The following is a 13,647-nucleotide window of genomic DNA, read 5'->3' on the forward strand; positions in this document are numbered from 1 at the left end:
ACAGCGGGGAGTAGGACATCTTCTGGCTACCGTGCACTAACACATCGCAGCCGTGCCATGGAAGTTCAACGTGATCAATTACATGTCTCGTCAGCCGTTGGCCGGTGCTCGGACAAGTCGCGGATCCGCCTTGACCAAGGCGCCCAGGACGCGTGGCAATGGTGAATAGAGGGATAGCCTCTCCTGAGAGAATGAACGCCTTCTCCGACGGCGTATTCGCCGTGATCATCACGGTTCTGGTGCTGGAGCTCCATCCTCCGAGGAAGGCCAGCTTAGGAGCGCTCTTGGAACTTTGGCCGACCGCGATCAGCTACATTATCAGCTACCTGTTCATCGCGATCGTTTGGGTAAACCACCATCACCTTTTGAGGTTTCCCGATGCTGCGACGCAACGTTTGATATGGGGAAACTTTGCGCATCTGTTCGCCGTCTCGTTGATCCCATTCGCCACTGCATGGGTCGCGACCACTCGACTGAGCGCCGCCGCCGTAGCTTTCTATGCTGGTGATTTCTTCTTGGTCAACGCGACGTATCTGCTGCTGTGCCTTGAGGCCGTCGACCGATCTGCACCTCACAAAGTAGAGCGGAAAGTCCGATCGATGATGCGCATGCGCTCGCTTGCGACGCTGGCGGTGTTCGCCGCCGCAGGAATCGTAGCGCTTCGCTATCCGATCGTCGGCATGGCGCTGATCTGCCTTTGCCTGTTCGTTTACCTCAGTCCAGCGCGGATAATAGGAGCGTCTGATGACTCCGGTTAGATACAAGACAGTCGAAGTTAGCGGCATTACCATCTTCTATCGCGAAGCGCGAAATGCCGGCGCCCCGAAGCTGCTACTCTTGCACGGCTTTCCGACCGCAAGCCATATGTTCCGCGGCCTGCTTCCGCTCCTTGCCGAAAGATTTGACGTGATCGCGCCGGACCTTCCCGGCTTCGGTCAATCCGAGATGCCGGTGCGGGAGAAGTTTCTCTACACGTTCGAGAACATCGCTCGAGTAATCGAGCGCTTTACGGAGATCGTGGAGTACGATCGCTTCGCTCTCTACGTCTTCGATTACGGTGCGCCGACCGGCTTTCGGATGGCGGTCCGGCGCCCAGAACGCATCACGGCGATCGTCTCCCAAAACGGAAATGCCTACGAAGAGGGCCTCAGTGACGGGTGGGCTCCGATCAGGGCGTACTGGGAGAACGCCTCGCAAGCGAATCGGGAAGCGCTGCGCGCCTTTCTCACGCCCGAAACGACCGCTTGGCAATACACCAAAGGCGTTCCCGATCCCTCGATCGTGTCGCCGGACGGCCAGAATCTCGACAATTTTTACTTGGCACGTCCCGGAGCAGACGGAATTCAGCTCGACCTTCTCGGCGATTATAAGACCAATATTGCACTTTACCCCTCATTCCAACGATATTTCCGTACACATAAACCGCCATTCCTGGCGGTATGGGGCAAGAACGATCCGTTCTTCCTTGCGGCAGGCGCCGAAGCATTCAAGCGAGACATTCCGGGGGCAACGGTTCGGTTCTTCGATACCGGCCACTTCGCGCTGGAAACGCACTGCGCCGAAATCGCCCAGGCCATCAACGAATTCTTGGGTGATCCTGGGGGACGGCAAAAGATCCCTCACCGCCTCGAGCATTAGGAGAAACCTCATGGGATTATCCTGGCAACAAGGTCCGCTATCAACCGGCGCTGTCGGCCGCTTCATCGTGCCGGAGCCCTTGCCGAAGCGACTGCTTTACGTCGAGCGCTTGCGCCGCCGGATGCGGGTGCGTTTTGGCGGAACTTGGGTCGCTGACAGCGAAAACGTTGTTCTGCTGTTCGAGCCGGCTCGTTATCCGGTCGCGTACTTTCCCGAGAACGATATACCGCCTGGCGTTCTCGAGCGCGCCGAGCAGGTCACCAGGCATGCCGATCTCGGAACTACCTCCTGGTATAGCGTCCGCGCCGACGACGAGCACGTAGCGGCCCGCGGGGCGTGGCAGCACACCGATCTTCCGGCCCACGCCAGCGATCTGCGGGGGCGCATTGCCTTCGCATGGCGCGCGATGGATGCGTTCTACGAGGAGGACGAGCGGATCGTCGGTCACGCCGCCGATCCTTACCACCGCATCGACATTCGCCAGGCTTCGCGCAATCTTGTGGTTCGCTACGGAGACCGCCTGGTCGCCGACACCAGGCGGCCGCTTGTGCTCTATGAGTCGGGTTTCGCGCCGCGCTGGTACGTTCCGCGCGAAGACATCGACGAAGCGGCGCTTGCGCCGGTGAAGCTGCAGACCTTCTGTCCATACAAGGGACTGTGCAGCTACTTCTCCGTCGGCGAGGCGCGGCAGGCGGCGTGGTCGTATCCCGACCCGTACCCCGAAGTGCGCCGTATCTCCAACATGGTCTCGTTCGAGCCTGACGTCGTCACAGTCCAGTTGGACGGCGTTCAGCTTCGTCTCGAGCCCGGGCAATCGGTGGTACCGCACGGTCCCGACCGCAACCTCGATGTCGAAGAGTTCGCCCGCGCGTGAACCCGGCTGGCCAAGCCAAACCATCTGAAGCGGAGCTGGGCATGGCGCGACTGCTTTCGGTGAATGTCGGACTGCCGCGCGACATCGCGTGGAAGGGCCGCACGGTGCATACCGGCATCTGGAAGGACCCGGTGCCCGGTCGCTGCAAGGTCGGTCGTCTTAATCTCGCCGGCGACGGCCAGGGCGACCTCGACGGCCATGGGGGCGAGATGCGCGCCGTGTTCGTCTACCAGATCGAGTCCTATCGCCATTGGCAGGATAAGCTGCAGCGCTCCGACTTCGTCCACGGCCAATTCGGAGAAAATTTCACCGTCGAAGGCTTGCCGGATGATGCCGTGTGCATCGGTGACCGCTACCGCATCGGCAGCTCATTGTTCGAGGTAACGCAGCCGCGCGTGACATGTTATCGCGTGGGCGTCCGGCTCGGCGAGCCGCGCATGCCGGCCCTGCTGACGTCGAGCGGGCGGCCGGGCTTCTACTTCCGCGTCCTCGCGGAGGGCGAGGTCGGCGCCGGCGATGTGATCGTCAGGGTCGGAGAGGCGGACGAGCGCATGACCGTCGCCGAGATCAACGCGCTCCTCTACTCGTCCGAACATCCGCGCGAGCGCCTCGAGCGGGCTTTGAGAATCGGAGCGCTCTCGCTGGGATGGCGCTCGTCATTCGGAGCTCTTCTCAACGGGCAGGCCGCCAACGCAAGCGGCAATGCGGGGCTCGCGCCTGCATCCGCCGCCCACCCTGCTGCGTCTGGATTTCGCCCGCTCGCGATCACCGCGATCGAACAGGAATCCGCGGATGTGCTCTCGTTGACGATGCGCGATCCGGACGGCAAGAAGCTGCTTCCGGCTCTGCCCGGTCAGTATGTCGTTCTGCGGCTGCGGCCTGGGGGAGACCGTCCGCCGCTGCTGCGCAGCTACTCGCTGTCTGGCCCTCCGTCGAGCGAACAATGTCGCATCAGCATCAAGATTGAGCCGGACGGGGCCGCCGGCGCCTATCTCCGCGACCATGTCCGAGTCTATGATCTTATCGAGGTCAGTTCGCCGCGCGGAAGCTTCATCCTGCAATCAGGCGAACGACCCGTGGTGCTGCTCAGCGCCGGGATCGGCGCAACGCCGGTGCTTGCGATGCTATCTGCGCTGGCTGCGGCGCGTTCGCCGCGACAAATCCTGTGGCTGCATGCGGCGCGCGACGGGCGGCATCATCCCTTTGCCGCCGAGGTCCGCCTCCTGATGGGCGCGCTCTCGCACGGCCGCCTCCATGTCTGTTACAGCAGGCCGGGTGCATATGACAAGATTGGCGAGAATTTCGATGAGCCCGGCCACCTGTCACGATCGACGTTCGATGCAATCGGTATGCCGCGCGACGCGGACGTCTATATCTGCGGGCCCAATCGTTTCATGACCGACATGAAGGCGGGGCTCGCAGCTTATGGCGTGGCGCCGGAACGGCAGCATCTCGAGATTTTCAACGGTGGCGAGGCGCTCAATCCTGGCATCGTGGGCACCACGCCGCGCGCACCACATCCGCCAGCCGACGATGCCGCAACCGGTCCGCTGGTCTCGTTCGCACGCAGCGGCGTTGCCGCGCACTGGAACGCTTCGACCTATCAAAACATCCTAGAACTCGCCGAGGCATGCGACGTACCGGTGCGCTGGTCGTGCCGGACCGGCATTTGCCACAACTGCGAAAGTGGCCTGATATCAGGCGCGGCCGCCTATGAACCGCAGCCCCTCGACATGCCGCCAGAAGGCAACGTGCTGATCTGTTGCTCGCAGCCGACCGACGATGTCGTCATCGATCTTTGAAACGATGGATGCAAACGCAATGAAGGCAACCAACACAGCAATCAAATTCTCGGTCGAGGTAGTCGTACTGCCGGTGAGCGATGTCGATCGTGCGCTTCGGTTCTACGTTAACCAGGTCGGCTTCACTCTGGACGTTGATTATGCGCCGAATGACCTGTTCCGCGTGGTGCAGCTCACACCTCCGGGCTCCGGCTGTTCGATCCAGATCGGCAAAGGAACCACTGCCGCTCCTGCCGGATCCGTGCAGAACATCTATCTCGTCGTGAACGATGTCGAGGTCGCACGCAACCTACTGAGCGAGCGGGGCGTCGCCGTTGGGGAGATCAGACATAAGACTCCAATTGATGCATGGGACGGCAGTTTCGCGCCCGGACTCGATGCGGCTCGGAAGGATTACGCGAGCTTCTGCGAATTCTTCGACCCGGACGGCAATCATTGGCTGCTCCAGGAACGCGGTTACCGCAGCTCATAATTGACCCTTGAAGCACTGGCCTTTCCCGCGTCCCGCCGCGAAGCTTATGCAAGGATGACTTACTCCGGACAGCGCTCGGTTCTGGGTCTCAAGATCCAATATGACTTCAGGTTCACTATGCCGGTTGGAATCAAGCTGGTCGTATTCGCCGGAACAGACCTGTGCCAGGATCACGCGCAAACCCGATTACGGCGATGAAGTGAGAAAAACTGGTGTACGCCACATCGAGGCCGTGAGTCTCGTTGAAATCCTTCCAGAGCGCGTGCGTACTGCGCCCCGTATCTGCCTCGATCATGCCGATGATAACGTCGGCATAGGGATCGGGCTTGCCGGCGGGCTCGATCCGACCGGTCTTCTCGAAATGCTGGGCCCATTTTGTGATCGACTTGTGGGCGATGCCGAGGCGCTTGCCGACGTAGTACGCGGCGAGGCCGCTCCGCACCGCCTCGACCGCCTGCCGCTTCAAATCCGCAGAAACGCGCGCGCCGGCGCGGACCGGACGTTCCACTTCGTCGTGCCGGGGCGGCTGCACTGCGAGGGCCGCTTCGACCTGCGTGCGCGAATAGACGGAAACCCAACCGTCGCGGAGCGTGAATTCTGGCATGATGCCGATCGATCGCAACCAGGCGTTCCTTTCGCGCCCGTTTCCGAATACGGTGCGCGCTCATTTCCTGTCCGAATATCCAGCGCTTCGCCCCTGCCTCCACGTCCGCGCGCGTGAACATAGCGACCTCTCCCTTGCGCTTCGGCAGGATGCCGTCCCGTCCCATGGCCCAGACCACGGTCTCGTCGGTGCCGAGCATCTGGGCGGCCTGGTCGCGCGTAAGCCATGCTTCCTGGGCACCCGCCGTTGCCGGCCTAGCCGCTTGCTTCAGGAAGGCTTCGAGTTCCGACTGGTCGACGGAGACCGCGTGCCGCCAGTCGCGACCGAAGGGCGCCTCGGTTCGGATCTGCAAGGCGCCGGTCACGATGCCTTCGACGATGGCGGCCCAGGGCGCCACTCCGCCCAGCTCGCGGACCGCGGCGATGAGCTTGACGCGGCCCTCGCCGGCGGCGGGCGCTGCGCGCTCGCGGATGGCGATCAGAACGGCCTTGGCCGAGGATTCGCGGTAGTACCGCTTGCGCGGCAGCATCGCGGCGGCCGGCCCCTGGACGCGCTGGATCAGCTCGCGATCGGCGAGATCTTCGATCGCCGAAGCAGGCACCCGCAGCAGCGCCGTCACCATCCTGCCGGTCACGGCATCCTTGTAGACGGCCGCGAGCGGAGCGACGTCGGCGATCTTCATCAGCACGGGCGATTGTTCGGCATCGGCGCGGCGGGTTTCGACGGCTCCGCTTTCCGCCAGTCGGCCGAGCGCGTGCTTCCGGAGGCCCAGCTCGGCCGACAGCGCGTCCATGGTCAACCAGGCGCCGCCTTGGGCGTCGGCCAGGCGCGGGACGCTGCGGCGGACGAACCCATCGTCCCGGGTGCGTGCGAGATCGCGGGCGATGGCATCGTTGGCGAAGCGTCGAATGACGGGACTGAGGTGCCGGTCGAGCGGCATGGCAGCCAGCGGGCCGAGCTCCTTGTAGAGTCCGTGCGAAGAGGTCCTCTCGTCGGCGGAAACACGCATACGGGCGGCGAGCGCCGCAAATCCGTCTTCGCCCCCGATCAGCGCCCTTCCCGCAGCCTCCAGCATTTCCGCCGACAGCTCCGTGAAGTCCGGCGCCCGCAGCGGCCGGCCGGCGTCGGTCAATTTGGTACTGGCGCCGGGGCGGAGTGCGCTGGCCATGCACATGACTGCCTCGAACAATTCCCCGTTGGTGGCGCCGGCGAGCTCCTGCGGAACGAGAGCCATGGCTGCGCGCCGGCGCTGCGGGTCCGGGTGCAGCAGGGCGACGACGAAGCCGATCGCTTCCGGATCCCGGAATTCGATGATCGGCTGGGGATGGTCCCGCAGGTCGGTCGACGGGTAGCCGTCGCGGTCCGTGCAGTGGTCGCACTTGGTCGGACCGCGCATGGACGTCCAGCCGAAGCGGCGGCCGCAGACCGGACAGACTTCGACCAGCGGTTCTCTGGTGTCCGGATCGAATCCGAAGCACCGGATCTCCCACAGGGCGCGGTAGTACGGGTCGCCGGCGAGCGCCCGAGGCGAGAGCCGCCGGTATCGGGATTCCCAATACTGGGCCCGGATCGGCGTCCCGAAGAACTCGATCATGGCGGAGCTGCCGTGTTCGCGCCGGTACCAGCGGCGCCTCACCTCTTCAGGATCGAGCTTGAACAGGGCGGCTAGTCCGGCGACCGCCTCCTCCGTCAGCTTGGCCGCGTTCGGCGGCGCGTTCGGATCGGGATCGAGCCCCGCCATCCGCAAGGCCTGTCGCGAGTTCCGGATCATCGTGTTCTGCAGCGCGCGGTCCATGTAGCCGAGCAGGCCTTCGTCGATGCGCGGGACCGGCATTCTGGCGACGAAGGGGCGGACGACGGATGCCATCGTTCACGCCGCGGCCGGCTTCCACATCACGCGGACCGTCTCCAGCGTGGTCGGCCTGGGCTCGGAGACCCAGGGATCGTAGATCTCGATCGGCTCGCCGTTCTCGTCGACCTGTTCGCGTTTCCAAGCCCAGAACGACTCCTTGATGTCGTCCCAGGTGACGACGCGACGTTTGTCGCGCTGGGATATCCGCAGCGCGCCCATCAGGATCCGGCTGACCAGGCCGGCGATCCCTTGCGACATGTCGTAGACCATGGCGCGGCTGCGCACGTTATCGATGAGCCTGATCGGCTGCTCGATGATCCCCTCGCGCACCATCTGGCGTTCGATGCGTCCGACGAACTTGTAGAAATAATGGTAGTGGTCGGCTCGGCGCAGGTCGACCGGCTCCAGCGATACCCCTTCGATCTTGCGGTTGTTGAGCTCGGCGCTCATCTCGAAATACAACTCCGCATCCGAAGTGCCCATCAGTACGATGGCAAACAGCCCGTCGTTGACGAGGCTCTTGAAGTGCGAAGCGATGGTCGCGGCCCGTTCACGCTTGTTGACGCTTCCGAGCGGAGTGTGGCTCTCGTCGAGCGCCACGACGTAGGTGCCGGCCTCGCGGGCGACCTTGCGGATCGCCCGCGTCACGATATCCTGCTCATAGCGGTCGGCGAACTGCTTCTGGAGCACCTCTTTGGCTTGGGGATCCCCGAACGCTTCGAGAACGAGCGCTTGCAAACTCTTCATCGTGCGCGTGTTCGACCGGCACTTGACAATGAGTACGGGCGTCGTGCCCGGATAATCCTTCTTCAGCTTCTCGGCGACGCGCAGCATCGACGTCGTCTTGGTCGATCCGGAGGGTCCGATGATCGGCATGACCGGCAGTTCCGTGTAGGTGAAGGTCTGTCCGGGCGCGGCGTTGTCGTCGTCCGAAAGGCAATCGTCGGCCATCAACGCCCTGGTTTCCTCCACGAGCTCGCGGGTGTATCGTTCGATCGTGTCGAGCCGGCTGTTTTCGACCACCATCTTCTTCAGCCTGGCCCTGAGCTGCGCCTGGCTGACGAAGCTGTCGCGGTCATCCTGCTTCATGGTCGCTCACTCCTCGTCGAGGTACTTGTCGATGTCTTCCCGGCTGGCCCGCTGCTCGGATGCCGGTTCCTTCTTGCGGGATGGCTGCTCGGACGCGGCCGCCTTGCGGGCGCGCTCCTTGACGCGCGCGACGGCCTTTTCGGCGCGTTCCTCGGCCGCCGCTTCGGCCTTCTCGCGTATGGTCCGCTTCGCCTTCGCCTGGGCCTTCTTTCCGGCGCCGCGGCCTTTCGGCTGGAAATACTCGTCGGTCTCCCGTTCCAAAGCCGCGACCTGCTGCGGGATCAAGGTCGCGCGCGCCATGCCGCCCGGCGTCGAGGGCGCGGTCGCGAACACCACCTGCGACGCCTCGACCGCGAGCGGGGGGGACTTCACCTTCACCAATTGCTCGAAGGTCCCCAAGGACTGCGCAAGGCCCCGAATTGCATCCTTCGTTTCCCGCAGGGGCAGCAGCCCCGCCGTCTTCTCCCACTTCGCGCGCAGCTTGTTGCGTGCGACCCACTTCTCCTCGTCGGTCCTGAATCGGAAGCCGTTCTTCTTGGCGTATTCCCTGATCTGGTCGGCGTGCCAGAAGCTGATCGGGATCGGAAGCTCGCGGCGGGCGTCGCGCTGGGCTCCGTCGATCTTTACGCCGTAGCAGAATTTGCGGTCGCGGTTGGGCAGCGTTTCCCAGCGCGGGGGCTTGACGGCGTCGTTCCAGATGCGGACGCAGGATACGTCGAAAGGATCGTACCGGATCTTCGCCCAACAGCGCGCGCTGCCGACCGGCGATGAGACTGGTCCCGCCGGGCGGCGAGCGCGGACATCGGGCCGAGAATCCGGCTGACCACGTCCGCGTCGAGGAAGGTCTGATGACGGAATGTGACGCCCTTGCGCGTGAAACGGACTCTAGCTGTCCGTCCGAGCAGGGCGTCGAGGGAATGGACATCCGAGATGATGCGACGCGTCTTCAACTTCCGCTTCCACGCGGAGGCGGGCGACTCGCCGAGCGAGGAGTGCTCATCGAGATGGTACTCCTGGATGGTTTCGTGGATGAGTTCGTCGAGCATGCCGAGCGAAATCGTCGCCTCTTTGCGCGGCTCATGATCGACGAGACGCGCTTCGGTCGGCCCGAACGGCACGGCACCGGGAATCTTGTGGAATAATTTCTGGTTCAGCGTCTTGAAGAAGCGCTCCCCGATCGCCTTGTAGGTCGGGCGGTGTACCGGCGACCAGACCGGCTCGATGCCGATGTCACGCAGCGCGTCCTGGAAGCTGGGAGACTTGAATTCCCAGCCGCTGTCCACCAGGATCGTCTGCGGAAGACCCCATCCGTCCCACGCGTCCGGTTCATAGTCGATATCCGGAAATACGTGCTGTACGTAGTTCTTCGACCGGACGACGCGTTTCACGCACGTCATGACGTTGTAGATCGAAGGGTCCTCATACGTGACGACGTAGCCGAGAATGACGCGCGGGCAGGCATCGATTGCGATCGTCAGCGTCGGCCGGCGCAGCGGCAGTCCGGTGGCCGTGTCGAGCACGGTCCACGCGTCAGCGGTCGTGTGGTCGATGATGACGATCTCGAGCGGCGCGTCGGCGGTCGGGCTGTCCTTGATGCCACTGAATTTCAAAGTGGCCGCATGGACGGTGTATTTTCGCGCCCAGTTGTCGCGATTGATCGTCTTGTTGATGCGCCGGCGGATCGTCTCTGAACGGCGCGGGTATTTTTCGATCTCCCCTTCGCCGACATCCCTTCTGCGGGCGTTCTCCGCTGCGATCTTGTCGCGGAAAAAAGCGTATGCGTCGTCGTAGGTGCGGGCCCGCAGATCCCAGTAGAAGACGATCGTCTGACCGATCGCTTCTTCCACGAAGCGCTCGAACCGCTTGCGCGGTGTCTTGCCGCGGCGCGAACGGAAAAGCCGGAGCGGCCGGTTGCCAGGCTCGCCGCACAGAGTGATGGCATCGTAGAGGCGCCCCGGCGCTACGGGCCAGGAGAGATGACTCGGCTGCGTTCGTTTGGCGTCGACTATGAAGTTGCCGAGCCATTTCTTCCCTAATTTTGCGTCCGGCGTATTGTCCCAGCGGGGGACAAGCCACTGGAATGTCCGCGCGCGAACGGCGTCGGGCGAATGCTCCTCGTCCGGCCCGAACTCTGCGTTGTCATTGCACGACTGCGGTTTGCGGTCTTTGCCGCGGAAGACGTCGATACGCCGCGCGGTGCCGAGGTCGAGCATTTCGACCAACGCGGGTTCGGCAAGCGGGAAGCGTTTTTTCGTCGTTTCCTTCCAGAACCATAAAGTTCCGTCGTCCCACTCTTCATGGAATCGGTGGCGGCCATCCGGGAATTCGTAGATGTCGCCGACGTTGATATCGAGCGTGGTCATGGCTGGGCCCCCGACGACCGCTTGCGCGAACCGACCGCCTCCTCCGGCTTGCCGACGGGGCTGTCGTGGCGGATGCGGCGACGGGGATCGACGGCGACCCGACGGGTGCACATCATGGCACGCACGATCGCGGTGGCGCGATCGAGCGGAATGCGTGCCGCTTCCGCTACGATCTCCTCGGCCTTCCCGAGCGCGATCTCGCGTTCGACGTGGAATGCTTCCTCGATCGCGAGCACGGCCGGGCGAACGATCAGCGCGAACCGGTCCGCGCAGACCGCCTTGGCGTTTGGAAAAGACCGGGTCGATCTCGAACTCGTCCTCCGCGATCGCGACGCGGAATTTCCAGCCGAGCGCCCTGTACACGGCCTCGGCGCCGGCCAGTTTCTCGAGGTAGTCCGGATCCTCCAGCTCCTCCTCCGTCTTCTTCACCTCCACGATCTCGGTCGTGCCGTCGGCGTAGTCGACCCGGACGTCGGGAAAATAGATGAGCGGCCGCGGCGCGCCCGTCATCATCTCGAGTCTATGGGGCTGCGCGAGTGAAGCGCGTGACTTTCGGGTCTACCTCGCAGCACCGGAACAGATGTCGCTCGGCATAGGATTCCCAAGGCAAAGCGCGCCGGCTCTTTCTCGACGTCCAGCGGCCGGTCGGTTTCGAGTGCGCGGCCTCGACAAAAGTCCGGATCGGCCTGAATCCTTCCGCTTGCACGATGACGGCTTTCGCGGGCGCGAGGATCTCGGCGCGCTGGCTGATATCGCTCATCGGCCCGCCCTCCCGATCTTTCCGGCCTTGCCCGCGGGCCTGGCGGAATCGAAAATCCGCTTGAGCTCGGCACCGCTCATATAGCGGGCGCTTTTCAGGGCCTGCGCGATGGCGATCACGGTGCCTAGATGCTCGGCGACGATAGCGTCGGCACGCTTCTGCAGCCGCCGCAGGTCTTCTTCCACTAGCCTGCGCAGATCCGGATCGCAGCGGGCCGCTTCCACGGCCTCCTGCGGGGTACCGTGAAAGAACATCTCGTCCGCGACGCAGTAGGACAGCCGCAACGCCGAGATGACCTTGGTAGCGAGCCCGACGTCCGACTGCTCGTCGCCGCCGGCGCCGATGGAGTAGTCACCGTAAAGCGCCATCTCCGCCGCCCGCCCGCCGAGCGTCATGGTGACGCCGTCCTCGAGGGTGCTGCGGGTAGCCAGGCAGCCTTCAGGAACCTCGATCAATGTCCGGTTCGACGGTCCGACGCGCGCCCCGATCGCGCAATGACGGACCCGCCCGTAGGAAAGCGCCAGTGCCAGCACCACGTGCCCGGTCTCATGCGCGAAGACACGGTCGTCGACCAAGGCTACCTTGTCGCCGAGGAGCGCCACCTTGAGGTCGTCGGCCTGAAGCGCCCGCCCGGCCCGGCGCGCGATGGCTCGTCCCTCACGGACCGTCGCCATGACTTCTGCCGCCGTGGAGCGACCGATCAGTTGGGCCACCTCGACGAGTTCGTTCTCGCCGACCTCGCCGTTCACCTGAAACTTCAGCATGGAAAGAATGCCGGAAGCATCCGCTGGCCCCAGCGTGACCATGCGTTCGAGCCGTCCCGGCCGCAGCAATGCGTCGTCCAGCGCAGCGGGCCGATTGGTCGCCGATATCACGATGACGCCGGTGCGGCTCGACGAACTCCCGCTATCCAGCCTCAGGAGCACCTCCGCCAAAATCGCCGACCAGAAGTCGGAATTGCGGGAGGCCGAGTTGCGGCTAGGGATAGCGTCGACCTCGTCGAGCATGAGGATCGCGACGCCGTGCGCGCGCGCAGCGGCCGCAGCGGAGTCGAACGTGTTGCGGACTGCACGGAGGCAATCGTCGAGGAACCCGGTTTTTCCGGCCAGAAACCACGCGGGGACGTTGGAGAAAATAATGGGGCAGTTGCAATGGCGGGCCAGGGAACGGGCCCAGACGCTCTTCCCCGTGCCGGGCGGGCCCGCCACGCAAATTCCATGAGGCACGTCTGACCAGGAGCATGCTTTTCGACGGTATGACTCGATCGCCTCGCCGAGCTCTACGCTCCACGTCCGCAATGCGCCGTATTCGACGGCCTCGGCCAGAACAGGCAGCCGTTCATCCGGCTGGACCTTCAGCAGCCGCGAGGCATTGGCCAGGCGGGCGGCGATGCGCTGCGCTCCGGAGCCTGGCCGGAAGCACGCGATAAGAGCCGGATAGGCCAATCCCTCCCCGTCGCCGGCGCGAAGGCTGATCTGCCCGCCGGCGAACCTGTCGATTGCCCGGCGCAACACCTCCGTATCCGGCGGCGCTATCTCGATGGTGATATCAGCGGTCAGACGGAGCGCTTCCGGAGCGTCGGTCTCGTCGACGCAAACCGTAGCGACGCAACGGCCCTCGCTCAGGTAATCTGCCGCCTGAGCCGAGAGGTCGGGCCTGTAGGGCGTCCAACCTGAGGTGCTGCGGCCAATCATCACCCAGCGCGGGCCGAAAGCAGACCGGAACTCGCGCTGCACCGGCTCGATCCAGTCCGGGCCGGGCACCTGCACGACCACCGCGAGCGCCTGGACATGGCGCAGCTGTCGCCGGAGATTTCGCGGGATGGAGGCGTCCAGCACCGCGCCCATGATCGCCGTGGCGGCCGAAACGCGACGCTTCTGACTGTTCGGATCCGTCTGATGATCCTCCTCGTCCTCGTCATCCTCGACGAGCTCGAACGAGGGCGGCTCGGAAATCGCTCGGGTGCCGTACTTTGCGCGCAAGCGCGCGATGCCGCGCTGGAACTCAGCACGGGGATCGGGCAAGCGGACCAAAGGATCGACTTTCGTCGCGGAGGTCGTCGGCTTTTTGCTCATGTTCTCATCTCTCCCAACCGAAGTTCGGCGGCCCGCGGTGGCTGGAGACGGAGCTGCCCGGCCATCGGCAAGGCTCCGCCGGCCGCCGGAAAGCAGGGCTCGCCGGCGGGGGTATCGA

General features: G+C 64.1%; 12 protein-coding genes and 1 pseudogene. 5 read left to right on the plus strand and 8 right to left on the minus strand.

All coding sequences use genetic code 11. From position 1 onward, the window contains the following. Positions 1-191: 191 nt before the first annotated feature. From ACVWYI_RS28080 to ACVWYI_RS28100, 5 genes are all read left to right on the plus strand, one after another. Complete coding sequence (locus tag ACVWYI_RS28080) at positions 192-758, plus strand: TMEM175 family protein (protein WP_354052770.1); 567 nt, start codon at positions 192-194, stop codon at positions 756-758. Next, a complete protein-coding gene (locus ACVWYI_RS28085) occupies positions 745-1,638 on the plus strand; it encodes an alpha/beta fold hydrolase (RefSeq protein WP_354052768.1) in 894 nt (297 codons plus the stop codon). Before ACVWYI_RS28080 ends, ACVWYI_RS28085 begins: the two co-directional genes overlap by 14 nt. 79 nt (positions 1,639-1,717) lie before the next feature. Next, the gene (locus ACVWYI_RS28090) at positions 1,718-2,512 is read left to right on the plus strand and encodes a DUF427 domain-containing protein (RefSeq protein ID WP_456663725.1); all 795 of its coding nucleotides are present in this window, start codon (positions 1,718-1,720) and stop codon (positions 2,510-2,512) included. A gap of 41 nt (positions 2,513-2,553) precedes the next feature. Further along, a complete protein-coding gene (locus tag ACVWYI_RS28095; RefSeq protein ID WP_354052765.1) occupies positions 2,554-4,314 on the plus strand; it encodes an MOSC and FAD-binding oxidoreductase domain-containing protein in 1,761 nt (586 codons plus the stop codon). Next, positions 4,295-4,786, plus strand: a complete 492-nt coding sequence (locus ACVWYI_RS28100; RefSeq protein WP_354052763.1) for a VOC family protein — start codon at positions 4,295-4,297, stop codon at positions 4,784-4,786. The genes ACVWYI_RS28095 and ACVWYI_RS28100 overlap by 20 nt, the downstream gene beginning before the upstream one ends. Before the next feature lie 170 nt (positions 4,787-4,956). Here the strand turns inward: ACVWYI_RS28100 and ACVWYI_RS28105 are convergent, their stop codons facing one another. The 8 genes and pseudogenes from ACVWYI_RS28105 to ACVWYI_RS28140 all read right to left on the minus strand — a co-directional run bounded on the left by ACVWYI_RS28105 (position 4,957) and on the right by ACVWYI_RS28140 (position 13,529). Beyond that, positions 4,957-7,257 carry a hypothetical protein gene (locus tag ACVWYI_RS28105; RefSeq protein ID WP_354052762.1) on the minus strand — a complete coding sequence of 767 codons (2,301 nt, stop codon included), beginning with the start codon at positions 7,255-7,257 and terminating at the stop codon, positions 4,957-4,959. A gap of 3 nt (positions 7,258-7,260) precedes the next feature. Beyond that, a complete protein-coding gene (locus tag ACVWYI_RS28110; protein WP_456663726.1) occupies positions 7,261-8,331 on the minus strand; it encodes an ATP-binding protein in 1,071 nt (356 codons plus the stop codon). Positions 8,332-8,337: 6 nt separating this feature from the next. Next, on the minus strand, positions 8,338-8,709 hold the full coding sequence (locus ACVWYI_RS28115; protein WP_354052759.1) for a hypothetical protein: 372 nt from the start codon (positions 8,707-8,709) through the stop codon (positions 8,338-8,340). Between the two features lie 245 nt (positions 8,710-8,954). Beyond that, the gene (locus tag ACVWYI_RS28120; RefSeq protein WP_456664639.1) at positions 8,955-10,694 is read right to left on the minus strand and encodes a hypothetical protein; all 1,740 of its coding nucleotides are present in this window, start codon (positions 10,692-10,694) and stop codon (positions 8,955-8,957) included. Further along, positions 10,691-10,930: a hypothetical protein gene (locus ACVWYI_RS28125; protein ID WP_456664640.1), complete on the minus strand. Its 240-nt coding sequence runs from the start codon at positions 10,928-10,930 to the stop codon at positions 10,691-10,693. Before ACVWYI_RS28125 ends, ACVWYI_RS28120 begins: the two co-directional genes overlap by 4 nt. 106 nt (positions 10,931-11,036) lie before the next feature. Beyond that, positions 11,037-11,207 (minus strand): annotated as a pseudogene (locus tag ACVWYI_RS28130) (hypothetical protein); the annotation flags it as partial. Between the two features lie 7 nt (positions 11,208-11,214). Further along, positions 11,215-11,454, minus strand: a complete 240-nt coding sequence (locus tag ACVWYI_RS28135; RefSeq protein ID WP_456663727.1) for a hypothetical protein — start codon at positions 11,452-11,454, stop codon at positions 11,215-11,217. Beyond that, positions 11,451-13,529 (minus strand): AAA family ATPase, encoded by a 2,079-nt coding sequence (locus ACVWYI_RS28140; protein WP_354052755.1) that lies wholly within the window; start codon positions 13,527-13,529, stop codon positions 11,451-11,453. The genes ACVWYI_RS28135 and ACVWYI_RS28140 overlap by 4 nt, the downstream gene beginning before the upstream one ends. Between the last annotated feature and the right edge of the window lie 118 nt (positions 13,530-13,647).

The sequence above is a fragment of the Bradyrhizobium sp. LB13.1 genome, assembly GCF_054056815.1.